The organism is Corallococcus macrosporus DSM 14697 (assembly GCF_002305895.1).
Lineage (GTDB): Bacteria > Myxococcota > Myxococcia > Myxococcales > Myxococcaceae > Myxococcus > Myxococcus macrosporus.
Map to the genome: position 1 here is coordinate 2488876 of NZ_CP022203.1, position 24544 is coordinate 2513419.

Annotated in this window: 21 protein-coding genes and 1 other RNA gene; 8 read left to right on the plus strand and 14 right to left on the minus strand. The window is 70.1% G+C overall.

From position 1 onward, the window contains the following. The first annotated feature begins 52 nt into the window (after positions 1-52). The 3 genes from MYMAC_RS10710 to purB are packed head-to-tail and all read left to right on the plus strand — an operon-like array spanning position 53 to position 4829. On the plus strand, positions 53-2578 hold the full coding sequence (locus MYMAC_RS10710; protein WP_095958015.1) for a protein kinase domain-containing protein: 2526 nt from the start codon (positions 53-55) through the stop codon (positions 2576-2578). Beyond that, positions 2575-3519: an ABC transporter substrate-binding protein gene (locus tag MYMAC_RS10715; RefSeq protein ID WP_204817506.1), complete on the plus strand. Its 945-nt coding sequence runs from the start codon at positions 2575-2577 to the stop codon at positions 3517-3519. Before MYMAC_RS10710 ends, MYMAC_RS10715 begins: the two co-directional genes overlap by 4 nt. Then, entirely contained in the window at positions 3516-4829 is a 1314-nt protein-coding gene (purB, locus tag MYMAC_RS10720; RefSeq protein ID WP_013938677.1) for an adenylosuccinate lyase, read from the plus strand. The genes MYMAC_RS10715 and purB overlap by 4 nt, the downstream gene beginning before the upstream one ends. Positions 4830-4855: 26 nt before the next feature. Here the strand turns inward: purB and MYMAC_RS10725 are convergent, their stop codons facing one another. Further along, complete coding sequence (locus MYMAC_RS10725) at positions 4856-5815, minus strand: phosphoribosylaminoimidazolesuccinocarboxamide synthase (protein WP_095958016.1); 960 nt, start codon at positions 5813-5815, stop codon at positions 4856-4858. A 69-nt stretch (positions 5816-5884) separates the two neighbouring features. Next, positions 5885-6472 (minus strand): hypothetical protein, encoded by a 588-nt coding sequence (locus MYMAC_RS10730; RefSeq protein WP_043710575.1) that lies wholly within the window; start codon positions 6470-6472, stop codon positions 5885-5887. 51 nt (positions 6473-6523) lie between these two features. On the opposite strand from MYMAC_RS10730, the gene MYMAC_RS10735 reads away from it, so the two are divergent. Next, positions 6524-7255 carry an RNA methyltransferase gene (locus MYMAC_RS10735; protein WP_043710576.1) on the plus strand — a complete coding sequence of 244 codons (732 nt, stop codon included), beginning with the start codon at positions 6524-6526 and terminating at the stop codon, positions 7253-7255. Positions 7256-7291: 36 nt separating this feature from the next. Here the strand turns inward: MYMAC_RS10735 and MYMAC_RS10740 are convergent, their stop codons facing one another. From MYMAC_RS10740 to MYMAC_RS10750, 3 genes are all read right to left on the minus strand, one after another. Further along, positions 7292-7558, minus strand: a complete 267-nt coding sequence (locus MYMAC_RS10740) for a hypothetical protein (protein ID WP_013938681.1) — start codon at positions 7556-7558, stop codon at positions 7292-7294. 157 nt (positions 7559-7715) lie between these two features. Further along, positions 7716-8972 (minus strand): S1C family serine protease, encoded by a 1257-nt coding sequence (locus MYMAC_RS10745; RefSeq protein ID WP_013938682.1) that lies wholly within the window; start codon positions 8970-8972, stop codon positions 7716-7718. A gap of 82 nt (positions 8973-9054) precedes the next feature. Beyond that, positions 9055-9342 carry a hypothetical protein gene (locus tag MYMAC_RS10750; protein WP_013938683.1) on the minus strand — a complete coding sequence of 96 codons (288 nt, stop codon included), beginning with the start codon at positions 9340-9342 and terminating at the stop codon, positions 9055-9057. 95 nt (positions 9343-9437) lie between these two features. Here MYMAC_RS10750 and MYMAC_RS10755 point away from each other — a divergent pair, with 95 nt between their 5' ends. Together MYMAC_RS10755 and MYMAC_RS10760 are read left to right on the plus strand one after the other, a co-directional pair. Continuing rightward, positions 9438-10514: a CFI-box-CTERM domain-containing protein gene (locus tag MYMAC_RS10755; RefSeq protein ID WP_095958017.1), complete on the plus strand. Its 1077-nt coding sequence runs from the start codon at positions 9438-9440 to the stop codon at positions 10512-10514. Beyond that, positions 10511-11089 (plus strand): TlpA family protein disulfide reductase, encoded by a 579-nt coding sequence (locus tag MYMAC_RS10760; RefSeq protein WP_095958018.1) that lies wholly within the window; start codon positions 10511-10513, stop codon positions 11087-11089. Before MYMAC_RS10755 ends, MYMAC_RS10760 begins: the two co-directional genes overlap by 4 nt. Before the next feature lie 143 nt (positions 11090-11232). Here the strand turns inward: MYMAC_RS10760 and MYMAC_RS10765 are convergent, their stop codons facing one another. The 3 genes from MYMAC_RS10765 to MYMAC_RS10775 all read right to left on the minus strand — a co-directional run bounded on the left by MYMAC_RS10765 (position 11233) and on the right by MYMAC_RS10775 (position 16199). Then, a complete protein-coding gene (locus MYMAC_RS10765; RefSeq protein ID WP_095958019.1) occupies positions 11233-13134 on the minus strand; it encodes an OmpA family protein in 1902 nt (633 codons plus the stop codon). A 79-nt stretch (positions 13135-13213) separates the two neighbouring features. Beyond that, complete coding sequence (locus tag MYMAC_RS10770) at positions 13214-14668, minus strand: M16 family metallopeptidase (protein WP_239989464.1); 1455 nt, start codon at positions 14666-14668, stop codon at positions 13214-13216. Positions 14669-14834: 166 nt separating this feature from the next. After that, positions 14835-16199, minus strand: coding sequence for a M16 family metallopeptidase (locus MYMAC_RS10775; protein WP_095958020.1), 1365 nt, complete (start codon positions 16197-16199; stop codon positions 14835-14837). A gap of 219 nt (positions 16200-16418) precedes the next feature. Between MYMAC_RS10775 and ssrA the strand changes: the two genes are divergently transcribed. Further along, positions 16419-16784: a transfer-messenger RNA gene (gene ssrA, locus MYMAC_RS10780) on the plus strand. Between the two features lie 91 nt (positions 16785-16875). Here ssrA and MYMAC_RS10785 read toward each other — a convergent pair. The 5 genes from MYMAC_RS10785 to MYMAC_RS10805 form a co-directional block, all read right to left on the minus strand. Further along, a complete protein-coding gene (locus MYMAC_RS10785; RefSeq protein ID WP_420810034.1) occupies positions 16876-17091 on the minus strand; it encodes a tyrosine-type recombinase/integrase in 216 nt (71 codons plus the stop codon). A gap of 166 nt (positions 17092-17257) precedes the next feature. Beyond that, positions 17258-18511: a hypothetical protein gene (locus MYMAC_RS10790; protein ID WP_095958021.1), complete on the minus strand. Its 1254-nt coding sequence runs from the start codon at positions 18509-18511 to the stop codon at positions 17258-17260. Between the two features lie 396 nt (positions 18512-18907). Beyond that, on the minus strand, positions 18908-20065 hold the full coding sequence (locus MYMAC_RS10795; protein ID WP_095958022.1) for a 50S ribosomal protein L11 methyltransferase: 1158 nt from the start codon (positions 20063-20065) through the stop codon (positions 18908-18910). 177 nt (positions 20066-20242) lie between these two features. Continuing rightward, positions 20243-21004, minus strand: a complete 762-nt coding sequence (locus tag MYMAC_RS10800) for a hypothetical protein (RefSeq protein WP_239989466.1) — start codon at positions 21002-21004, stop codon at positions 20243-20245. Between the two features lie 215 nt (positions 21005-21219). Further along, a complete protein-coding gene (locus MYMAC_RS10805) occupies positions 21220-22332 on the minus strand; it encodes a GlxA family transcriptional regulator (protein WP_043710600.1) in 1113 nt (370 codons plus the stop codon). On the opposite strand from MYMAC_RS10805, the gene MYMAC_RS10810 reads away from it, so the two are divergent. After that, complete coding sequence (locus MYMAC_RS10810) at positions 22327-23172, plus strand: dienelactone hydrolase family protein (RefSeq protein ID WP_013938757.1); 846 nt, start codon at positions 22327-22329, stop codon at positions 23170-23172. The genes MYMAC_RS10805 and MYMAC_RS10810 overlap by 6 nt on opposite strands. Before the next feature lie 81 nt (positions 23173-23253). Here the strand turns inward: MYMAC_RS10810 and MYMAC_RS10815 are convergent, their stop codons facing one another. Beyond that, a complete protein-coding gene (locus tag MYMAC_RS10815; RefSeq protein WP_123784112.1) occupies positions 23254-24120 on the minus strand; it encodes a hypothetical protein in 867 nt (288 codons plus the stop codon). Between the last annotated feature and the right edge of the window lie 424 nt (positions 24121-24544).

Genomic DNA, 24544 nt, shown 5'->3' on the forward strand with positions numbered 1-24544 from the left:
CTGGGCCTTCCCCCGAGGTGGGCCCCCGACTGCCTCCTGGAGTACGCCAGCTTTGCTCTGCTACCGCTGCGGCAGCCTCGTTCCTGCCTCTCAAGACACCTGTCCCACCTGCGGGCTGAAGCACGATGCCTCGGCGCGCCCGCCCGCCGGAGCGTCCCGCCGGCGCGGCGCGGACGGCGCCCCCTACAAACCAGGGGACGTCGTCGCGGGCCGCTACGCCATCCAGGAGGTGGTGGGCTCCGGGCCCATGGGCTTCGTCTTCCGGGCCCAGGACGAGGAAATCGACGTCGAGGTGGCGCTCAAGGCCGTGCACCCGCGCCTGGTGCAGCAGCCGGAGGAGCGCACCCAGTTCGCGCTGTCCATGCGCGTGGCCAAGAAGCTCAACCACCCGAACCTCCTGCGCGTGTACGAGGAGGGGCTGGATGGGGACCGGCCCTTCGTCACCATGCAGCTCCTGGAGGGGATGACGCTGCGCCGGATGCTGGAGCAGCGCAGCGCGCGGGGGCAGCTCTTCTCGCTGAAGGAAGTGGAGCCGCTGCTGGCGCAGATGGCGGCGGCCCTGGACGCGGCGCACCGCTTCGGGCCGCACTCCGACCTCAAGCCGGAGAACGTCATCGTCCTGCCGGACCTGCTCAAGGTGACGGACTACGGCCTGGGCCTGGCCGTGCCGCAGCTCCCCTTCGTGCAGGCGCAGAAGGGCCAGCGCGCGGACGTCTACATCGCGCCAGAGTACGTGGGCGGGGGCGAGCTCGACACGCGCATCGACGTGTACTCGCTGGCCGTCATCGTGGGGGAGCTGCTCACCGGGCTCGTGCCCGAGGACGGCGTCATCCCCGGCCTGACGATGCACCACCCGGACCTGCCGACCTCCATCGAGGCGCTGTACCGGCGCGCGCTCAACTTCAACCCGCTGGTCCGTCCGAAGACGGCGGGCGAGTTCGCCACCGAGTTCACCGGCATCCTCTCGCGCACGCCGGCCGCGGTGCTGTCGCGCGCGCGGAGCCTGCCGGCCCCTCCGGGCTCCTCGGCCGCGAACGCGGCGAGGCAGGCGGCCCGGCCCCCGCCGCCGGTGCCCACCGGCATGCTCCCCGCCGTGATGGAGGAGGACCTGCCACCCCCGCCGGGGGTCGCGGCGCCGAAGCCTCCCGCGCCGCTTCCGGACCTGCCGCCGGTGGACGCCACGCAGCCGCTGGATGCGGCGTCGCTGGCCGCCATCATGGGCCGTGGCAAGCCGGCCGCCGCCCCGCAGCACCTGACGGAGCAGGCACTGCCCTTCATCGCGCCGCCCGCCGCCGCGAAGGCGGCTCCCACGGCGCAGGGCGCTGCCTCGCGGCCGCCGTCGTCGCCGCCCGTGCCGGCACGCGCCGCGCCAGTGCGGAGGGAGCCCGAGGACGCGGGTGAGCGGGGCGCCTCGCAATCGCAGGAGGCCGCGGAGTCGCTGAGCCGGGCCGCCGCGCCGACGCAGGTGGATGCGCCGGCGGTGACGGACGACCGCGGCGCCGCGATGACCCTGGACGAGGCGCCGGCGGTGCCAGCAGCCCGCCCGGCCGCGCCGACGCTGGACGCGGCGCCCGCGGTGGGCCGCTCCCGTTCGCGGGCTCGCGAAGGCGCGCAGGAAGAGTCGTCGTCGCGGTCCCGCGAGGCGGGCGCCGAGGACACGGGCAGCCGCGGTCGCGGCCGGTCCGCCGAGGACTCCAGCGTGCGCCGCCGCCGGGGTTCGGAGGTGTCGGACCCGGGCTCGCGCTCCGGCGCGAAGAAGGGCGAGCCGTCGGAGGTCTCCAGTCCGCGCGCCGCGCCTCGGGGGGCGGTGCTCACCAGGCCCGCCACGCGCGCGGCGAAGCCCAAGCGCTCCTCGTGGGGGCTGGTGCTGCTCGTGGTGGGCGGGTTGGCGGTGGGCGCGGGTGGCGGCTTCCTGGCCATCAAGCTGGCGCACAAGTTGGGCGGCAAGGGGGGCGAGACGACGGCGCCCGTGCCAGGGGGCGCGGCCGCGCTGACGGCGCCGGTGGGCGGCTGCCCGGCGGGCATGCGGCTGGTGAGCGGCGGCGCCTTCAAGATGGGCCGCGACGAGGACGACACGCTGGGCGCCGCGGACGAGCGCCCCGTCGCCAGCATCCAGGTGCCCTCCTTCTGCGTGGATGAATACGAGTACCCCAACCAGGCCGGCGCGGTGCCGAAGGTGGCCGTGTCCTGGGAAGAGGCGCGGGGGACGTGTGAGCGCGAGGGGAAGCGGCTCTGCACGGAGGAAGAGTGGGAGAAGGCATGCAAGGGTCCGGGCAACTCGCGGTTCCCCTTCGGCGAGGCGCTGGACGCGGGCGCGTGCAACACCGCGGCGGCCCCGGGCGGGCTGGCGGCCGCTGGACGCTTCGCGCGCTGCAAGTCGGGCTACGCGGTGATGGACCTGGCGGGCAACGCGGCGGAGTGGACGGCCACCCGCGTGAGTGGCCAGGGCTACGCGCTGAAGGGCGGCGCCTTCGACCAGCCAGAGCCCGCGTCCCGCTGCTCGGCGCGGAGCAACGGCGTGCCCACGGCGCGCTCCAATTCGGTGGGGTTCCGGTGCTGCGCGGGTGTGCGGCAATGAGAGGCTGCGTCGCCGCGCTCCTCGTCGCGCTGCTGCCGGTGGTGGCCGTGGCGCAGCAGCCGGCCCGGCCTCGCGTGGTGGCGGTGAAGTCCGCCAACCTGGCGCCGTATGCCTCCGTCATCGCCGGCTTCGCGGCGGAGGCCCGGGCGGAGGTGCAGGAGGTCATGCTGGACGAAAGCGCGGGTGCGGCCGCGCGCCTCTTCAAGAAGCTGGCGGCACAGAAGCCCGCGCTGGTGCTGGCCCTGGGGCCCCTGGCCGCCAACGCCGCCCGGCGCTCGCTGGGCGAGGACGTGCCCGTCCTCTTCGCCATGGTGCCCTACTACGAGAAGTACGGGCTGGACGGCGCCAACGTCACCGGCATCTCCCTCACCAGTGACATGGGGCCGGAGCTGGAGGCGCTGAAGGCCATGTCGCCGAAGGTGAAGCGCGTGGGCATCCTGCACGACCCGCGCTTCTCCTCGGGGACGGTGACGCAGGCCCGCGCGGCGGCGGCTTCGAAGGGGATGTCCATCCTCCCGCTGGAGCTGGAGGCGGGCGGGCGGGCGGAGAAGGCGCTGGACGGCGCGGTGGGCAAGGTGGACGCGCTGCTGATGGTGGCGGACAAGACGGTGGGCAACGCGGCGGTCGTCAAGGCGCTCATCGCCTTCGCGACGGTGCACCGGGTGCCGCTGGCCGCGTTGACGTCCAGCCAGGTGAAGGAAGGGGCCACGCTGGCGCTGTCGCCAGGCCCCACGGCCATCGGCCAGCAGGCCGGGCGGCTGGCCAACCGCATCATCCACGAGAAGGTGAATCCAGGAGCGCTGGCGGTGGTTCAGCCCGAGGGGCTGGACTTGTCCCTCAATCTCACCGCCGTCAGGAAGTTGGACCCGTCCTCCGACGCCGTGCTGGAGTTGCTCCGGCTCGCGGCGCGGCGGGACTTTGCCGTGAAGGTCTACGAGTGATTCCGCGATACAGCCGTCAGGAGATGTCCTCCCTCTGGTCCGACGAGGCCCGCTACCGCCGCTGGCGCGACGTGGAGCTCGCCGCCCTGGAGGGCATGGTGGAGGCGGGGCTGGCGCCTCGCGAGGCGCTGCAGGACTGCCTGTCCCGCGCGGGTGACTTCACGTCCCAGGACGCGGCGAAAATCGAGGAGATTGAGCGCACCACCAAGCATGACGTCATCGCCTTCCTCACCTTCATGGAGGAGCGGGTGGGGCCCAGCGCGCGCTGGCTGCACCTGGGCATGACGTCCTCGGACGTGCTGGACACGTCGCTGGCGCTCACCCTGCGTGACGCGCTGGACCTCATCCTGAAGGACCTGGACCGCGTCATGGCCGCGGTGGAGAAGCGCGCCTTCGAGCACAAGCACACGCTGCAGATGGGCCGCAGCCACGGCATCCACGCGGAGCCCATCACCTTCGGCCACAAGCTGGCCATCTGGTACGACGAGCTGCGCCGCGCCCGCACGCGCCTTTCGCACGCGCGTGAGAGCATCGCGGTGGGGAAGATTTCCGGTGCGGTGGGCACCTTCGCGCACCTGCCGCCCGCGGTGGAGGAGCACGTCTGCCGCAAGCTGGGCCTCAAGCCCGCGCCGGCCTCCAGCCAGGTGGTGCAGCGAGACAGGCACGCGGAGTTCTTCACCGCGCTGGCGCTGCTGGGCTCCAGCATCGAGAAGTTCGCCGTGGAGATTCGCCACCTCCAGCGCACCGAGGTGCGCGAGGCGGAGGAGCCCTTCACCGCGGGGCAGAAGGGCTCCAGCGCCATGCCGCACAAGCGCAACCCCATCCTGTCGGAGAACCTCACCGGCCTGGCGCGCCTGCTGCGCGGCTACGCGGTGAGCGCCATGGAGGACGTGGCGCTGTGGCACGAGCGGGACATCTCCCACTCGTCCGTGGAGCGCGTCATCGGGCCGGACGCCACCATCCTCGCGGACTTCATGCTCATCCGCTTCGCGCGGCTGATGGAAGATTTGCGCGTCTACCCGGAGCAGATGAAGAAGAACCTGGACCTGCTGGGCGGCGTGGTGAACTCGCAGCGGCTCCTGCTGGAGCTGGCGCGCAAGGGCATGGACCGGCAGGCGGCCTACGTCATCGTCCAGCGCAACGCGATGAAGCTGTACGAGGAAGGACTCGACTTCCGGCAGGCCCTGCTCGCGGACGAGGACCTGCGGAAGATGATGACGCCCGAGGAGATTTCCGACTGCTTCTCCCCGGGCTACCACACGCGCCACATGGACGACGTCTTCCAGCGCGTGTTCGGCCGGAGCGCGTAGGCGCCCCGTGCCCGCGCCGGGTGGGGCTACTTCAGATAGCCCTTCTCCCGCAGGTTGCGCTCGATGCGCGCCTTCACGTCGCCCGGCTCCAGCGTGAGCGCCGTGCCGGTGATGTGCTCGTAGGCGGCCACGTACTTGGTGGCCAGGTCCACGCGCACGTCATCCGGGATGGGCGGCGGCGTGCCCTGGCCGGAGAAGTTCCGCTCGCGGATGAGCCACTGGCGGATGTTCTCCTTGTCCAGCATCCGCTGCTCCTGTCCCTTCGCGAAGCGCGCCTCGTACTCGTCCGCCACCCAGTAGCGGCTGGAGTCCGGGGTGTGCATCTCGTCGATGACGTAGAGCGTGTCGCCCACCTTGCCGAACTCGTACTTGGTATCCACCAGGATGAGGCCGCGCGAGCGCGCCCACTGCTGGCCTTCCGCGAAGAGCCCCAGCGCGGCCTCGGTGATGCGCGCCCAGTCCCGGGGGCTGGCCAGGCCGCGGGCCAGAATCTCCTGCTCGGAGATGGGCTCGTCGTGCAGGCCGTACTCCGCCTTGGTGGACGGGGTGATGATGGGCGAGGGGAAGGCCTCGTCCTTGCGCAGGCCGTCCGGGAAGGGCAGCCCGTAGGCGGTGTGCGAGCCCTTCTGGTAGTCGCGCCACAGGCTGCCGGTGAGGTAGCCGCGCACCACCACCTCCACGGAGAAGGGCTGACAGGCGCGCGCCACGGTGACGTTGGCGTCGGGCACGTCCAGCACGTGGTTGGGGACGATGTGCTTGGTGCGCTCGAACCAGAAGGCCGCCAGCCGGTTGAGCACCTCGCCCTTGAAGGGGATGGTGGTGAGGATGTGGTCGAACGCGGACAGCCGGTCCGTCGTCACCAGGATGAGCCGGTCGTCCCGCCGGTACGTCTCGCGGACCTTGCCTCGGTAATGCTGGCCGAGCGCGGGCAGGTCCGTCTGCTGGAGGGTGAGGGGAAGCTGCGCGTGAAGTGCGGAGGTGTTCACTGTCGCCTCGCGGCCCCACTCTCGCGGGAAGGGCGAGAGGCAACGGGGCCTGACTTGAGGCGCGCGACTCTACTGGAGCGAAGCGGACTGGGAAGAAGGACCGTACGCCGCTGCCAGGTAGAGGAAAGCTGGGTTGATGCGCAGGATTCCGTCCACGTAGGCGACGGCGTACGGCGCGCCCGATGCCCGGTCCACCTGCACCGCGCTGTCCGGCTCGATGTCCCAGTGCGCGAGCAGCGTGCGGGCCACCAGCTCGGCCGCCTCGCGCTCGGAGAGGCCCTGGAGGCCCTCGCGGCGGTCCTCCGGCCAACGCTCGCCGCCGGACTCGAACACCAGCTCCAGCGGCGCGCCCGCGTCAGGGGCCTGGAACAGGTCCATCTTCGCGTCGAAGCCCGGCGCGGCGAGCAGCTCGCCCTGCCGGCTGACCGGGAAGAGGACCAGGGCCTGCGCCGCCTGCCCGGACTCGATGACGGACTGCCGCGCCACCTCGCGGAAGAGCTCCAGCCGCGTCGCCGGGGACTCGAACTCCAGGAACTCCGGCGGGTTGGTGAGGGCCTGCCGCGCGCTCATCGTGGCACGAGCAGGTGCGCCGGCCTCACCACACGCGGTGAGGACCATCACGAGAGAGAGGAGCAACCCAGGGAGCCAGCGACGCATCAGGCGGGAATATACCGATCTGCTTCCGGATCAACCAGCTAAACTCAGCGCATGCGGCCAGGGGAGCAGCTCACCGTTGTCCTTCATCAGACGCGTTCAACCGACAACCTCGGCGCCGTGGCCAGAATCATGGCCAACTTCGGATTCTCACGGCTGATTCTGTCCGAGCCGGTGCTCAAATCCATCGAGGGCGCGGAGCGGCTCGCGGTCAAAAGTGACTTCGTCCTGCGGGGCATGGAGACGACGTCCGACCTGGGCGAGGCGCTGAAGGACTGCGTGTACGCGGTGGGCACGACTTCTCGTACCCAGCTCAAGGGCCGCACCGTGCTGACGCCGGAGGAGGCCATGCAGCGGCTGGCGGAGGAGAGCGTGCGGGGCCGCGTGGCGCTCGTCTTCGGCGGCGAGCAGCGGGGCATGTCCGACGAGGACCTGGCGCGCTGCAACGATGTGCTCGCGATTCCCACGTCCTTGGTGCAGCCGTCCATGAACCTGGCGCAGTCATCCGCGGTGCTGCTGTACCTCTGCCACCGTCAGGGGCTGACGCCCACCTCGGCGGTGGCGGAGGAGCCGGGCGCGAAGCTGGGCACGCTGGGGGCGCTGGCGAAGCGGATGCGGGACGTCATGCTGCGCGCGGAGTTCCTCAACCCGCAGGCGCCGCAGCATGTGCTGAACGAGCTGGAGCAGACGTTGATGCGTGCGCGGCTGACCCAGCGCGAGGCGGAGCTGTGGCTCACGGCCTTCAAGCACTTGGAGCGCGCGGTGACGCGGGGCGCCTCGACCTGAGGAAGAGGCCGCCCCGGCGCCGACAGCGAGGGCGGTCTACGCCGCGTCCTTCTTGAAGGCCTCGCCGTGGTGCTTCTCGCAGAGGCCGGCCTTGAACGTCTTCACGCGGCACTCCGGCTTGGAGCAGGTGCGGTAGCGGCTGTGCGGCAGGTCGCCCTGGCGCCACTGCTTGTAGTGGAAGTAGCAGTAGTTCTTGGCGCGGTACGGGCGCTTGCAGCCCTCCACCGTGCACGCCTTCTTGCCATTGCTCTTCGCGAAGCGCGGCCAGCTGGTGCGCTTCTGGGTCGTCTGGGCCTCGGCCATGGTGAAACTCTCCTGCGAAACGATGCGTGGTCGCGGCGCCACACCGAGGTGGACCCACCGCGAGGGTACGGAAAAAGGCGCACTGTCTAGCGCCCATGACACCCGAACGCAAGGAGGCCGGAAAACCGGGGTTCAGTGCTTCGACCCGTCCTGGACCTCAGGGCGCGAGGGCGTCTCTTCCAGAACCTCCCGTCCCAGGGCCTGCTTCCCCCTTGGGCGGAGCCGCCCGGCGGCCCTTCGAGCGGGGCACCGGGGACAGCAGGTCGTCCAGCACCGACTGGGGCGCCCCCGCGTGCCGTCCGGGAGCGCTGGCGGCCACGGTGGGCGCGGGCGCGTCCTCGGAGGGCATCTCATCCAGCGTCAGGGTCAGCTTCATGGGGCGGCCCAGCCGGTGGACCTGGAACTTCACGTCGCGGCCCACGCCTCGGGCGGCCACCTGCCAGCGCAGGGCGTGGGCCCGGCGCACGCGGCGCTGGTCCACGCCGACGATGACGTCGCCCACCTGAAGGCCGGCGCGCTCCGCCGGGCCGCCCGCGACGATGTCCGTCACCACCACGCCGCGGCCGCGCCGCAGGTTGAAGGCCTCCGCCACCTCCGGCGAGAAGTCCTGCACGCTCATGCCCAGCCACCCGCGGCGCACGCGGCCGTGGGCCTTGAGGTGCGGAATCACCGTCTTCGCGATGTCGATGGGAATGGCGAAGCCGATGCCCTGGCCCGCCACGTTGACGGCGTTGGCCACCGCCACCACGTCCCCGTGCAGGTCCAGCACCGGCCCGCCGGAGTTGCCCGGGTTGATGGAGGCATCCATCTGGATGTAGTCGAAGTCGCCGTCGCGCCCGTTGGGCGTCACGTCGGTGCGGCCCATGTAGCTGACCACGCCCACCGTCACCGAGTGGGCCAGGCCGAACGGGTTGCCGATGACGACAATCCAGTCCGCCGAGCGGACGTGTGACGCGGAGGCCAGCTTCAGCACCGGCAGCTTGCGGGGCGCGGCGATCTTCAGCAGCGCGCAGTCGGTGCGGGCGTCCTCGCCCACCACGAGCGCCTCGAACTCCTCCACGTAGCCGCGCGGGTGCAGGACGGAGACGATGACCTCCGCCGCGCCCTCCACCACGTGCGCGCTGGTGAGGATGTAGCCGTCCGGGTGGATGATGAAGCCGGAGCCGATGCCCTTCTGCGCCTCCTCACCGTCGGCGGCCTGGACGTCCGCGGCCTGCTGCGTGGTGATGGACACCACGGAGGGCATGGCCCGGCGGGCCACGTCGCTCAGCGTGGAGCGCTGTTTCTGGAGGGCGCGGTTCTGTGACTCCACCCACAACCGGTTCCGCTCGCGGCCGGTGGCCTGCGCTGGAAACACCAGCGCGCACACCAGCGCGGCGAACAGGATGACACTCTTGCCTCGCGCCCTGCCCATGGCCCCGCCTCCACCCCGACCATCCGCCTTCCGTGCAACCTAGGGAGGCGGAGCGGCCGGGGGAAGCGGGCCCGGCGGCGGACTACTTCTTCTGCGCGATGATGCGGTTCACCGCTGCACGGTCCTCGGCGCTGATGCGCTCACGAGGCGACGAATCCTTGTTTCCGGCGACGGCGTCCTTGGCGTCCTCGTACGCGTCCTCCAGCCCGTCCTTGAGCCGATCAACCGTGGACGGGTTCACCGAGCGGTTCCACGCCCGCTCCATGTGGTTCAGGGGCGTGCGGCCATCCACCTTGCCCGAAGCCAGGAAGACGCCGAGCCCCACCGCGCAGCACGTCCAGACGATGAACTTCAATGCGTTCACGCTCACAGCCTCCTACCTCTTCGTACACCAGGAGGGCGAGCCTGGCCAGTTTCCGACCGCGGCCGTGTCCTATGCGCTGACAGCGCGGGGTGGGGCCTTTAATGTCCGCGCGCTTGCAACCCGAAGAACTCTTTCAGGCCGCCCGTGAGCGGGCGGCGCGGTTGGACGTGGGGCGTGGCGACGCGGCGGTGGAGCGGGTGCGCGCGGCGGCCTCGGCGCTCTTCGTCCGCATCCCCGAACCGCCGGTGTACCGCCGCGCGGAGGACCCTTCCCGCAAGGCCGCCCAGGCCCTGCTCCCCGAAATCGAGCGCGTGCTGGCGGAGGCGCTGGCGGCGGGGCGGGACGCCGCCGCGGTGGCCCCACTGGAGAAGCTGGTGGCCGCGCTGCTGGCCCACGGCGAGGCGCTCTGCCACACGGCGGATGGCCGGCTGGAGGCCGCGGAGACGGCCTGGCGCCGGGCGCAGGAGCTGGAGCGCGCCGCGCACCCCACGCGTCACCTGGTGACGTCGCCGCCGCGTCCGCCGCCGGTGTTCGACAAGGCCTCGCGGGTGTCGCGGTACGACCCGCGGTCCGCGCCGCAGGCGGGCGTGAAGCTGGTGTGCCCCAACATGGGCTGCAAGCGGGTGGGGGACTACGCCTTCCTCACCAGCCACGCCTACAACCGGTTCATCTGCCCGGTCTGCCGCACGCCCTTCCTGGCGTACTTCGGCGAGCTGCGGGGGCTGGAGGTGGAGGTCGGCCGCAGCTCCAAGCGGTACTTCTTCACCGTGGACGAGGTCGGCACCACGGGCAGCACCCGCATCGAGTTCGAGGAGGCCAGCGGCCAGGAGTTCCCCGCCGCGCGGAGGGATTTGCTGGCCTTCATGTACACGGAGGCGCGCGAGCTGAAGGCGGTGGTGAACCTCACCAACCAGCGGCTCATGTGGGTGAGCCCGGCGTCCTCGTGCTTCGTGGCGACGGTGGCGTTCGGCGAGGGTGCGCCAGAGTTGGTGGCCTTCCGCGCGTACCGAGACGACGTGCTGCGGAAGAGCGCGCCGGGCCGCGTGTTCATCCGGGGCTACTATCAATGGGGCCCTGGCGTGGCGGCGTGGGTGTCGCGGCGTCCGGTGGTCCGTGTCGGGGTGCGGTGGGCGCTGCGGCGGGTGCATGGCCGCCTGAAGAGGAGCGGATTCGCGTGACGGAGAGCATCGGGGCACCGCCTCCGGTCCCGGAGAAGGCGGGCGGCGGAACGAAGGTGGTACTGGGGCTGCTGGCGGCGCTCGGCCTGGGCGGCGTGGTGTACCTGGGCGTGCTGGAGGCGCAGCGGGCGAAGCTGGTGCCGGACGGGACGACCGCGCCGACCATGGAGATGGCGCGCCATGGCGGCGGCACGCTGAAGCTGGAGGACCTGAAGGGCCAGGTGGTGATGCTGGACTTCTGGGCCACCTGGTGCCCGCCGTGCCGGGAGGAGATGCCGGCGCTGGTGAAGCTGGCCAAGGAGTACGAGCCGCAGGGCCTCGTCTTCGTGGCGGCCAGCCGGGACGACGGCGACCGGGCGCCCCAGTTGGTGGAGTCCTTCATGCGCAACCACCTGCCGGACCTGGCGCCGTACGTGGTGTACGCGGATGACAACGTGGCGCGGGCCTTCCAGGTCAGCGCGCTGCCTACGCTCTACTTCCTGGACCGGGACGGCAAGGTCATCGACGCGCAGCGGGGCTCGCTGTCCGAGGACGGCATCCGCAGGCGCATCGACCGGGCGCTGAAGCAGCCGTGATGCCGGAGACGGCGCCCGAGGGCCTGGCTCCGGACGGCATGCCCGCTGAGTGACGCGAGGCCCATGGGGGCTTCGCTCACAATCGCGAGGAAGCAGTAGGGGCGGCGCGCCACGCAGGCACGCCGCCCTTCGCCTTCACGCCCTCAGGGCTTCTTCTCCGGCTGCGACGCCGAAGCCGGAGGCGGCTGCCCCGCCGGGACGACGGTCTCCTTCTTCCCCGTCTCCACCTCCGCGCGCACGAGCCGGAAGTCGACACGCCGGTTCTTCGCGCGGCCCAGCGCGGTGTCGTTGGTGGCAATCGGGTTGTCGAAGCCGAAGCCCTTGGAGCTGAGGCGCTTGCGCGCGATGCCCTTGGACACCAGGTACTCGAGCACGGACTTCGCGCGGCGGTCCGACAGGCCCATGTTGAGGGCGCGCGAGCCGCGGTTGTCGGTGTGGCCTTCGATGAGCACGGGGCCCAGCGTCGGGTTCTTCCGCAGCACCGTCGCCACCTCGTCCAGCAGCGGGTACGACTTCTTCTGGATGACGGCGGAGCCCGTCTCGAAGAGCACGTTGCCCTTGATGCGGATGCGGTCGGACTCGACGACGACGTACGGCGGCGAGTCGAACGGGCAGCCGTTGTTCTCCGGCGGGCCGAACTCCTCGGGGCAGTCGTCCTCGTTGTCGGGCACCTCGTCGCCGTCGGTGTCCGGGCAGCCGTCGTAGTCCTTCGGGCCGGGCTTGTCCGGGCACTTGTCGAGCGTATCGGGGATGCCGTCGCCGTCCGCGTCGTTGTCGTCCTCCGGGCAGCCCTTGTTGGACTTGGGGCCCGGCTTGTCCACGCAGGCGTCCTCGCCGTCGACGACGCCGTCCCCGTCGGTGTCGTAGTTCGGGTCCGGGCAGCCCTTGGTGTGCTTGGGGCCCTTCTCGTTGGCGCAGCCGTCCTCGCCGTCGGGGATGCCGTCGCCGTCGTTGTCCGGGTCGGGGCAGCCGTCGCCGTCCTGGAAGCCGTCCTGGTCCTCGGGCTCGTTGGGGCAGCGGTCGCGGAGGTCCGGCACGCCGTCGCCGTCCGAGTCGATGAACGTCTCGTCGTAGCGCACCGCGAACATCACCCGCAGGGCCTCGCGGCCGTAGCCGCTGGACAGGTTGATGCCGCGGCCCACGTTCAGCTCCATGCCCCAGTTGCCCCAGACCTTCGCGCGGGCGCCCACCAGCGCCTCCCACGGCGTCTTGAGCGAGTCGGCCTGGTCGAAGTTGAACGGGCGCACCAGCGGGGTGCCCAGGTGCATCTCCGCCACGGCCTCCACGTCCGTGAAGCGGCCCATGTTCGGCAGCTCCGCGATGGCGCCGGCGCCCAGCGTCAGCTCGTCATCGACGAGCAGGTTGAGGTACTGCGCATGCGGCCGCAGCCGGACGCCCACGTTGCCGAGCACGCGGATGGGCACGGGGAGCGCGGTGAAGCGCTGCTCCAGCGCGACGCGAGGCGCCCAGAGCACGCCGCGCTCGCCGGTGAAGCTGGAGGCGCTGCCCGTGGGCAGCCGGACCTCGGCGACGAGCGACACGCCCACCGGGAACTTCTCGCGGTCCAGCAGGTGGACGCGCGGCAGCAGGCGGATGTCGCCCAGCGTGGTGCGGCCCACGCCCGCGGCGCCCGGGAAGGTCGGCGCGTCCAATGCGTCACGCAGCAACTGGAAGTTGTCCCCCTGCAACAACGTGACGGGCAGGTCCACCGCCAGCTCCAGGCGCTCATGGAGCTGATAGGCGAACAGCAGGTGCGCGTCGAGCCGGTAGGGCAACAGGTCGCCCAGCTTCTCGTCGCCCAGCTTCAGGGCGAGGATGCGCCAGTTGAAGTCGAACAGGAGCGCCGCGCGGAAGCTGCCCGCGGGCAATTCATTGCTCGTGCCCTCCAGCGCGATACCGCTGTGCTGGGCCGCGGTGGCCTTCACGGGGACGGCGTCGAAGCCGCGGGAGAAGGGGTCGTGGTCGGCGTGAGCAGCCATCGAGGCCAGCAGCAGGCCCAGGATGGCGAGTCGGGTGGCGGAGCCACGCAAGCGGAAGCCTCGCATGTCTCAGGCTCTTAGCACCCGGCCCCGAGGGGTGGAAGGAAATGACCCACCCCCCGGCACCGCTGATTACAGCCGTGTGTTATTTCTCCATGAACTGCTGCGCGGGGAGGATTTGGATGGCCTCCGGGCGCAGCGGCAGCTTGGAGGAGGAGATGCGCCTGTCTTGCGTCAGCAGCGCCTCGGATTTGGGTGACGCGTAGGTGATGGGCGTCGGCTCACCGGAGCGCAGCGTCTTGGCGAGCCCTTGCGCGTCCTCGGTGACGAAGGCGAAGTTGAGGGCCTCCGGCTGCACGCGGCGGCGCAGCGCCTCCTGGACGGACCGCGGCGTCATCTTCGACATGGCCTGGCGGTACTGCTCCAGGAAGTCGGGCGTGCCGTAGAAGAGGCCATCAATGGCGTAGCCCAGGCGGCGCTGGTCCGTTTGTTCCCACAGGCGGGTGTAGCCCTGGAGGAAGCCGCGCATCAGCTCGAAGCGCTCCTGGGGGATGCCCTCCTTCACCATCTGGTCCAGGAAGAACACCGCGCCGCGCGTGGCGAACACGCCGTTGGCGGGCACCACGGGGCGAATCCACAGGGACAGGTCCTGCTGGGTGCGCGCGATGTTGGTGCGGTTGTACGTGGTGCCGGGCGACTCGATGAAGTGCTCGGCGTAGGCGTAGTCGCCGTAGTTGAGGCCGCGCTTCTCCCGCAGCTCGGTGAAGAGCACGCCAATGGACTGGCGGTGCTCGCCCAGGTTCGACATGGCGAAGGCCACCGGGAAGAAGTCCGGGTCGCCGCGGCGGATGGTGCTGACGTAGCCCATGCTGACGGCGGTGGAGAGCGTGGGCTTCTGGATGATGACGGTGCGGCCGGCCGTCGTCGGCACGGCGGGCAGCTCCACGCGCGGCGCGCCCGTGGCGGGCAGCGCGGAGAGGCGCGAGCCGAGCGCCTGCGCCAGCGCCTCATCCACCGCGCCCGCCAGGCCGATGACGAGCCGGTCCTGCGTGAAGACGCGCTGCACGTGGGCCTTCACGTCGTCCAGCGTGATGGCCTTGAGGCCCTGCACGGTGCCGCCGGTGAAGTGCGCGTAGGGGTGGCCTTCGTAGATGAGCGCGTCCAGCGCCACCTTGCCGAGTGCCTCGTCGTTGGCGCTGCGCAGGCCGTTCTCCACGTCGCTGATGGCGTTGGCGCGCAGGCGCTCCAGCTCGGCGGCGTCCAGGCGCGGGGCCAGGAGCACGTCGGTGAAGATGTCCTGGAAGCGCGTCAGGAAGTCCTTGTGGACGCGGCCGGAGAACGCCGTGAACTCCTTGTCCACGAAGACGTCCAGCTCCGCGGCCATGGGGTACAGGGCCTCCAGGAGCTGCGAGGCCGTGAGCTTCTGCGTGCCGCCCTCCGCCATGAGCCGCGCGGTGAGGGCGGTGAGGCCCTCCTTGCCCTTCGGGTCGTCCACGGAGCCGGTGTGGAACACGAGCCGGAAGGAGACGATGGGCGTGTCCGGACGCGCCAGGACGACCAACTCCATGGGCTTGGGCTGGCGCAGCGGTGTCGCGGGCACGGACTCTGGACGCGCGGGCGCGGCTTCCGGCGTCGCGGCCTGCGGCGGGGGGCCTGGGCGGGCACCGCGGGAGGCGGCGCGTTCTCCTCGGGCGGCGGCTTCGGCGTGGTGGCGCAGCCGGCGAGCCCCAGCAGGGCGGTGAGGGACATGAGCGCACGGGTCTTCATCACTTCGTCCCTCCCTGGGCGTCCGTCTTGGGGGTGAGGCTGAGCAGGATGAGCTTGTTGGCGGTGAGGTAGCGCTTGGTGAAGTTGGAGAGCTGCGCGGGCGTCACCTTGGGCAGGCTCTGCAGGTGGCGCTGGAATCCATCGGGCGAGCCCGTGACGCCGGCGTACCAGCCGAGCTGGATGCCCACGTCGCGAGGCGTCTCCAGGGCCATGAGCGCGCCGTAGCGGGCGTGGTCCTGGATGGCCTTGAGGCGCGCGGCGTCCACGCGGCCCGCGGCGAGCCGGCTGACTTCCTGGAGCAGCGTCTTTCGGACGGCGTCGCGGTGGCGCTCGTCCTTGAGGGTGGCGGTGAGGGTGAAGAGGTGCGGGTCGCGGTGCTCGGAGTAGTCGCTGCCGATGGACTCCACGAGCTGCTTGTCCAGCACCAGCGTCTTGTAGGCGGGGCTGGTGGGGCCGGCGAGGTAGTCCACGAGGAGCGTCTGGATGGCGGCGTCGGCCAGGCTGGTGCCAGCGCTGGGGGTGCGCCACGCAATCACCTGCCGGGGCTGCGTGGGCTGGGGCCAGTCGATGTGGGCGGTGCGCGCGCCCTTCTGGGGCGGCTCGGCGGGGACATTGACCTGGGCGGCCTTGCGATCCCACGGGCCGTAGTGCTGGCGGACCAGCTCCATGACCCTGGCGTCGTCGAAGTCGCCGATGATGAAGAGCAGGGTGTTGTCGGGCGTGTACCAGCGCTCGAAGAAGGTGCGGCTGTAGTCATAGGCCTGGGGCATCGCCTGGATGTCCTTGTAGAAGCCCATGGTGGTGTGTTGGTACGTGTGGCGGGTGAAGGCCGCGGCGTTGAGCTCCTCCTCCATCTTGAGGAAGGGGGCGGCGGCGTTCTTGTGGTACTCGCCGAGCACGGCGAGCGCCTCCGTCTGGAAGGACGGCTCGCTGTACTCCAGGTTCCGGAAGCGGTCCGCCTCGATTTCGATGAGCTGGGGCAGTCCGGCGGTGGGGCCGTAGGAGTAGTAGAGCGTGATGTCGTCGGTGGTGAAAGCGTTGTCGTCGTAGCCGAAGTTCCCGAGGATGCGCTCGCGCTCGCCCTCCGGGTGCGTCTTCGTGCCCTTGAACATCATGTGCTCGAAGAAGTGGGCGAAGCCGGTGCGGCCGGGCTCCACCTCGTTGCGCGAGCCCACGCGGACCACGGTGACGTAGGCGATGATGCCGCTGGACGGGTAGGGCACGCGGACCACGGTGAGGCCGTTGGGCAGCGTGTCCGTGTGGAGGGTGTACGGGAAGGCGTCCGACGCTGGGGTGGGCGTGGCGGCGGCGGCCGGCAGGGCGGGGCCCAGCAGGAGCAGCAGGAGGGGGAGCAGTCGTCTCATTCAGGTGCCTCGTGGCCGGGGCGGGAGAAGCGGGACCCGGCGGGTAGGCGACCCTACGACGGCTGGCTCGGTGGGGGAGGGGCTTGTGGGCGGAGTGTCCACGGCCGTGCGCCCAGATGTGCCCGAGGCCATTCAGGAGGATTGACGCGCCCCCGTCAGCGGTTAATGTGAGGAAGGCGCGGCGCAGGCAGTGGCCGCGTCACATGCAGTGAACCTACCGGGGGCGACCTGGTTTCGACGGGGGCAATGAAGTTCGAGACGCGTGCCGAGCTTGTCAGGTAGCTCGTAAATCCAACCCGGCAAAGACACAAAAGCCAACGACAACGTTGAGCTCGCGCTGGCTGCCTAAAAACAGCCCATAGTGCGCGGTCCCCCCGCCCTCGGCCTGTGGGGTTGGGACAGACCGTCATAATGCAGGCTGGCTACCGAGGGCGCCTGGACCCGAGGTAGCGAGACCTTTCCAGGACCGGCTCTGGGTATCCCGTCCGTGGGAGCCTCAGGGACGTAGCAAATCGCGGACTACGCACGTAGGGTCGAAGAGCGGACGGCTTTCGGACGCGGGTTCGATTCCCGCCGCCTCCACTGAGAAGAACGAGCCCAGCAATCCAATCGGGTTGCTGGGCTTTTTACTGTTCTCTGATTCTTCATGTGCCCCCAGTGTGCCCCTCTGGCGTCTCTAGCCCAGAGCGGCGCGCGGCTGGGGGCTGGGCCGATCCAGTTCCCGCACCGCGCTCTCCCGCGCCTCGGGCGACAGATGCGCATGCCTCATGGTCATCTCGATGGTTGCGTGACCCATCAACTCCTGAATGACCTGGAGAGCAGCGCCCCGCATCGCGAGGTGGCTGCTGTAGGTCGTGCCAGTCGATGGACCCCTCCGGGCGGCTGACTCCATCCCTACGCAGCGCCCGCAGGAGCAGGGGCAAGCTCAGGGAGTGACTCATGGGTGTGCGTGAGGTGGGGACGGCCCACCGCATCGCACGGTGCATTCACAACCGCCCGCGTCCAGGGCCGCGTCGAACCTGGACGCGGCCCCTTTTGTGTTCGACGCCCGCCTGCCGCTACGGCTCGCCAGTCTGGGACAGCCGCTCCTGGACGACAGTGGCGCTTCCCGCGGGGATTTCCGTCCGCTGGGGGAAGCCGTGGGCGTCGAGCTCCACCTTCACGGACATCGGGCCCAGCTCCATCGTGGCGGCGCGGGCTCCCGCCTCCTCGCGGGGGCGGATGACCAGCTTCGTCGGTGCGGACGCGTCGGCGGGAGGCACCCACAGCAGGGCCTCGAGCGCGTCGCCCTGGCCCTTCAGCAGGCCGTCGCGGAGCCGCGCGGCGAGCCCCACCTCGCCGATGAGTTCGCCCCCGAACTGAGCCTGCACCTCCTTGGCGGCCACCTGACCCGAGACGCCGTAGCTCCCGTTCTGCTCCCGGCGCAGGCGCACATTCGCGGCGACCGTGGCGTTGACCCGCTTGGAATAGCTCTTGGCGACGAGCACTCCCGAACTGTCCGCCTGCTCCGTGATGTTGGTGTCCTGGAACTGGAGCTGGGCCGGGGCCCCGGGACGCACCATCGTGGTGCTGACCTCAAGGATGCTCCCGCCCGCCTTGGAGCCGAAGAGCGCCGTGTACTGGAACCCGAGGGGGACGTCGCCCAGCCGCAGCACCTGCACGTCGCTGTAGTAGGGCGCCACCGGCTGCTCTGGCGCCGTGGAGGTGAGGCCCGTGGCGACGGACTCGGTGATGTCGAGGAAGGTCTTCGTGTATCCCAGCTCGTTGTGGAAGCAGGTCTTGGGGAGCACGGGGTCCGCGTGGACCATCACCTTGATGCGACCCATCTGCACGGCCGGAGCGGCGCCTCGCGAGTAGTCACCTTCCAGGTACATGGCGGGGCTGCCCGTGAAGGACTTGACGTCCGTGGCGCGCACCCGCTCCACGGTGACGTCATCGAGGAGTGACTCGAGCAGGCTCCTCACCGCGGCGCCGGCATCGATGGCGCTCGTGTAGAAGAGACAGGTGACCGGCTCGGAGGTCCCAATCGGGAGGGTGAGGAGGGTCACCCCATTGGGGCGCTTCATCAGCTCCGGCGTACCCGCGGCCAGCACCTTGCCCCGGAAGAGGACTCCCTCGGTCTCCACGGGCTCGTGCGGCAACTGCGCGGTGATTTCCCGGGCGAGCGCTTCACGGACGGTGCGCGGCTCGGCGGGCGCTGACGCCGCGGGAGCGGGCTTGGATTGAGTGGATTCAGTGTGGTTCGCGGCGGGGCTGGTCGCACAGCCCGTGAGCAGAACGGCGGAAAGCAGGGTCAGTCTGGGGAGCGGCATGCGGCACCTGTCGCGGGGAGGTCGGACGTCCTGACGCTCTATCCGAAACGGGCGCCCGAGTCTGGTTGTGCCCAGGTGAAAACAGGCGCATGGGGTGCCAATGCCCGTGAGGTTCTTCCGCTCGCGACGCGAAGGAGGCTTCGAATCAGCGCAGGCGCCGGTGCCCCGAGTTGTCGTCGTTCGTGGGGAGGTGCTCGTCCTCCAACTCGGGTCAGGGGATGCGGAGGGTCGGCTTGAAGCCAGGGCACCGGCTGGTCGAGCCGCTGCACCGCGCACTCCCGGGCCTCAGGCGCGAGGTGGGCGTAGCGTATGGTCGCGTGGCCCATCAGTTCGTGGAGTTCCAATCACTGTCAGGCCTGGCCCGCACGGGGCCGCTGTCTGGAAGGAAACGAGGGACTATCGGGTCACCGGACGCAGGCAGTAGAGCGTGGTGCGCTCGCGCGAGCGCGCCATGTGCAGCGGGTCTGACGTGTCCTTTGCTTTCGAATGCCGCGCCGGGGTCGACCGGGCCCACTGCACCGCCAGGCCACACCGTTCGAACTCCGCTTCGAGCCATCCGGCGGGGCGCAGGCCGAGCAGTACCGCGAGGTCCGACAGGAGCAGCAGGCCCGCGCCGCCGGGCGCAAGCGAGGCGGAGAGTCCTTCGAGGAAGCGCCGCAGGAACTGGCTGCCCTCGTCGAACACCGCGCGGTCCACCCGGTTCTTGGGCGGCTCTGGAATCCAGGGTGGGTTGCACACCACGAGGTCCGCCGTGCCCTTCGGGAACAAGTCGGCCTCCGTCACCTGGAACCGCTCGCCGAGTCCAAGCCGCTCCGCATTCTCCCGGGAGCAGGCCACGGCGCGGGAGTCACAGTCGGTCGCCTGCACGGACGCCGCGCCCCGCTGGAGGAGGATGAACGAGAGCACGCCGGTTCCCGTCCCCACGTCGAACACCCGCTTGCCCTTCACCTCGTCGAGGGAGAGCAGCAGCTCCACATAGTCCGTGCGAGTCGGGAGGTAGACGCCGTAGTGCGGGTGAAGCAGCCCCGTGAGACCCGGGACGGCGAGCCCCTTGCGACGCCACTCCGCCGCCCCCAGCATGCCGAGGAGTTGCTTGAGCGGGACCACGGTGGTGTCCGTCGCTGGCGCTCCCCATACCTGCAAGCATGCCAGTGAAGTGTCCGGCGCCCGGGCGAGCCCGAGCCGGTAGTCGCGGTCCAGGGACACCACGATGCGCGACAACGTCTCATGTTCGAGCTGCCGTGCCCGGCGCTCGGCGCGGAAGGCCTCCAGGGGCGAGCGCGCCTTCGCGGGCTGCGGGAGCCGCCGGCTCATCGCGCCGAGGAGCTGCTTCGCGTTGTGGAAGTCACCGGAGTACAGCAGGAACTCACCTCGGCGCACCCGCTTGAGCGCCGTATCCGCGCTGAGGCGGTCATTCACGGGCGATAGCCGAGCAGGCGAGGGGACCGCGCTCTCGGAGTGCCAGGTGAAGGAGGCGTCCGGCGGCGGCTCGGACGAAGAGACGGAGGGGGGCGCCCCCTCTGGTGAAGCGTCGGTACGTGGAGCGCGGGACATGGCCCTGGGGTAGCACGTCCACGAGCTCCCGTCGCGCGGGGAAACTCCAGCCGCGGGCCCTGCTCCCCGCGGCTCCCAGTTTTGCCGATCCACCGCCCTGGAGTCGCCAGGCGGATGGCCAGCGCGCGACAGTCCGCGCGCAGGTTCGACGAGCGGTGCTCGGAATCAGCTCCGTGTCTACTCGACGACGAACGTGGTGGAGTCCACTCCGGCGTTGCCGGTGACGGGGTCGAACGCGGTCACCGTGACTTCGTATGCGCCCCGCTGTTGTACGGAGAGCGCTCCCTCGAAGGTGCTGGTCTTCCCGGCGTACTTCAGGGGGAATTGGGTGAGCGGCTTCCCGTTGTGCTTCACCGTGGCCTGCAGCGTGTACCGGTTGGAGTCCCAGAGCCCCTTGGGCTCGGTCGGGCAGCCACACATGAGTATGAGATTGGCGCGAAGGGGAATGGTGAGCTTCCTGTCGCCCGCGAGCTTGAAGAACTCGTGAGCTGATGGCGCCAGCACGTCCACCACGAAGCCGGGCAGCTCCAGAATGAGGCCATCGCCCTCGAGGTGCTTGCCGGGCAGCAGCCAGAGTTGGGTCGTGCTGGTCGCGAGCGCCTGTCGCTGCGCAAGGGGCCCAGACACCTCCACCGTCACCAGTTGCGGCTCGGTGATGTCCAGGGTGGCCGTGAACTTCGCGGAGGACTCATCCGCGAGCGATGCCCCTCTCGCCTGTGGCTGCTTCATCAAGGTCTGCGTGTTACCTGTCGAGCCGGAGGTGATGCCGCTGGCGAGCACCTGCCCGGACTGCGCATCCCGGAGCACCACCCGCACGCCCCCCATGGACGTCCCGACGAACTTGCCGTCCCGGGCGCGAGCCCTCACGACCAGCCGTGTCTCGGCGGCAAGGGCTGCCGTGGAGAACAACAGCAGGGTCCAGAGAATGAGGCTTCGCATGGCTCGCTCCGTGCCAGAAGGTCTGAATCGGCGCCACATAACACAGCGTGCGCACGCCCGGGGCGCGCTCTGTCGAAGAAGCACCTCGAGATGCGAACGATGCCTATGCTTCTCAACACCCCGCACCCCGCCAGTCGCGACGAACCGCCCTGTCCATGCGGGCCCGTTGGACTCCGTACCCGCTACCCGGGGGCAGGCCACCTCCGTGAAAGCCCTCATGGCGCCGGTGAAACGCGCGCTCTCATCGGTGTACGTCGGGAGCGGGCGCCGCGGTTCCTCCCTCGTGGCGTCTCTCCAGCGTAGCGCCGGAACACGCGGCGGAATGCCGCGGGGTCGGCATACCCCACCCGGGCAGCGACTTCTTCGACCGACGCCCGAGTCGTCTCCAGCAGGTGGGAGGCGTGAGCCACGCGCACCCGCTGCACGAACTCGAGCGGCGTCATGCCAAGCCCGGCCTGCACGCGCCGCGCGAGTGTCCGCGGAGAGGTTGCCGCGGCGCGGGCGAGTTCATCGAGCGTCACTTGCCGGCCCAGGTTCGCGGCAACGAATCGTTCCACGGCACGAAGGGCCGGGTCCGAGACGCGCAGATGCTCCATCACCATGTACCTGGCCTGCGAGACACGCTCGTCGAGCACGAGGTAGCGGGCCACCAGGTGTGAGAGCGATGGGCTCGCGACCCTCGCGACGATGGCCAACATCAGGTCCGCGTGCGCGAAGGCCGAGCCCGCCGTGAGGACGCCGTCGCACTCGACCACCATCCGGTCCGGGTGGAGGGCGACCTCGGGGAAGCGGCGCACGAAGGAGGGAACGAGCCACCACGTCGTCGTCGCGCTCCGCCCCGCGAGGAGCCCAGAAGCCGCCAGAACGAAGGTCGCGGAGCACGAGGCCGCGACCATGGCGCCTTTCTCCGCCGCGCGCGCGAGCAACGTCATGCCACGCGCCGCATCGGCCCGCGAGAGCAGCTGCTCGATGGCGCGCTCACTCGTCGCGGAGAGCCCAGGGACCAGCAACACATCTCCCGACTTCACGCCTCGGAGGCTCAGCGCACCGTCCACGGCGATGGAGCGTCCCGTGCCCGAGCGGACCGGCTGACCGTCGAGCGACACCACCCGCTGACGCAAGACCTGGGCGCCCCGGGGAACCGAGGCGAGCCCTGCCGCGACAAGTCGAGCCGCCGTGTCGACCACGTCAAGCCCCACGCCCAGCGGGCCTTCTGCCACGCCATCCAGCACGACATGTGTAATCACCGTGGCAAGAATAGACCGTTCATTGTCAGGCTCGCCACTGGTCGCGGAGGACGGAACTCCCGCATCGTCCAGGCCATGCACCCCTCCACGCCTGACTCCACCGCCGACGATTCGCTCGAGGACTTCGCCCGGCGACCCCTCACCCTCAACGCCGCCATGCGAACCGTCTACGTCACCGGCCGCGGCCCCGCCGTCATCGTCATGGCCGAGATGCCGGGCATCAGTCCGCACGTCGCCCGCTTCGCGCGTTGGGTGCGCGACGCGGGCTTCACTGTCTACATGCCTTCGCTCTTCGGCAGGGACGGTGCCTACCCTCGCGCGGAGGAGGGGCGCGCCATCCTGCAGCGCGCCTGCGTAAGCGCGGAGTTCCGGGCGTTCGCGGCGAATGCATCGAGCCCCGTGACGCAGTGGCTGCGTGCCCTGGCGCGGCTCGCACATGAGGAGTGTGGCGGTCCGGGGGTCGGCGCGATTGGGATGTGCTTCACGGGGAACTTCGCGCTCTCCATGATGCTCGAACGCGCGATGCTCGCTCCCGTCGTGTGTCAGCCGTCGTTGCCCCTGGGCGACGACGGCGGGATTCAGATGGCGCCTGGCGAGCTCGCCGCCGTGAAGGAGCGCCTCGAACGTGAGGACCTGACGGTGCTCGCCTATCGGTTCGAGGGAGACCGGTTCTGCACGGCGCAGCGGTTCCAGGCGTATACGGCCGCGCTTGGCGCCCGCTTCGTTCCCAGGGTGCTGCCTGCGTCCGCCGCGAACCCGGCGCCTCCTCCCTTCTTCGCGGAGGTCGTCGGGTGCGCCCACAGCGTCGTGACGGCCCATCTCATCGACGCGGAGGGTGAGTCGACACGCGCGGCGCGAGACGAAATCCTCGCCTTCTTCGCGCAGCGGCTGGGACGCACGGGAGCGCAAGGCCCGGCATGATGGCGGGCGGCTTCCCCGCCTTCGACGGCACGCGGCGCCGTGACAGGCCGTTCGCCCGCGCGTGGTGGTCCGTCGTCGGCGTCAGTCGGCGAACTTCATGGGCTGGATGGCGTCGACGCACTTCTTGAAGGCTTCGCCACACGCCGTCGTCTTCGCCTTGTCCTTGTCATCCCCGACGAGCGCCATGCACGCCGACTTCTGCGTGTCACAGAGCTTCATCTGCGTGGTGGCGAGCTCGCTGATTCGCTGGGCGAGCGCGGCACGGTCGGCCGCCGGGTTGGTGGGAGCCGGCTTCGTGATGGCTTCGACCATCGCGAGCGCACGCTCTTGAAGCCTGGCATACGCCTCGTCGTCGAACTTGTTCGCCCGGGCCTCACAGAGGCGGTACAGGTACTCGCGCGCGACGAGCACCGCCTGGGAGCGGCCCCCGAGCTCCGCCGCGGTCACCGCGAGCTTGTACGCAGCCTGCAGGTTGAGCGAGCTGCTGGTCGTCGTGGCGCTGCTGAGGTCCGAAGAGAGGGTGCGATTGTACGTGCTCTTGGTTGACTGCTCATAGCTGCGAATCGCCTCGCGCAGGTCCTTGCGCAGCGCCTCGTTCTCCTCCGCGAGCGCCGCGTTGGTCGCCGCTGAGGCTGACTGCGCCAGCGCCGCCGCCGCGCTCATCGAGCCTGACGCGGCGGCCTCGGAGCTCAGCGAGACATCCGGCATGGGCTCGGCGCAATAGATGGCATCGACGCCCTTCTCCCGAAGGAACGCGAGCCGAAGGTCAGCCGGCGTAGAGAACGCGATGGCCTCGTTCTTGTCATCATTCTGCGCGTGGGAGCTGTACCCGATTCTACGCTGTGGATTGACGGTGGATGAGAGGACGCTACAGCCCGCGAGCATGGGCATCGCCACAACGACAAACAGGAGTTTTACATGAGAATGACGACGGTGGCGGCGAATCATGGCCCTTCCTCATACCCCGCGAGAGTGGCCTGAAACACTTGCACCCTTCGCGATGAAATAGAAGGCCCTCATCCCAACGGGTCCATTCTGGTGTCAATTCGGACTGCGCTCTGTCCACACCGACCTCTGCAATCACGGGTGCCCCATGGACTGCCGCCCCGTCATGTCGAAAGATGACCTGCATGATGAAACGTAGAGTCCTTCTCCTCCTCCTGTCCGCGCAGCTCCCTGGCTGTGCCCTCATCTGCCCTCCGCCCGAACCGCCAGAGCCGGCTCCCGCGCGCGTCAGCGCAGAGGAGGTCCTCTCGTGCTTCATGCAGGAGGCATCAGCGGACGGAGGGACCGGCGGGCCAGGCTGGAGCCAGTCGATGGTCTCGGAGTCCTGCAAGGCCAGGTTTCGTGAGGTCGAGCTCGTTGGGACCTG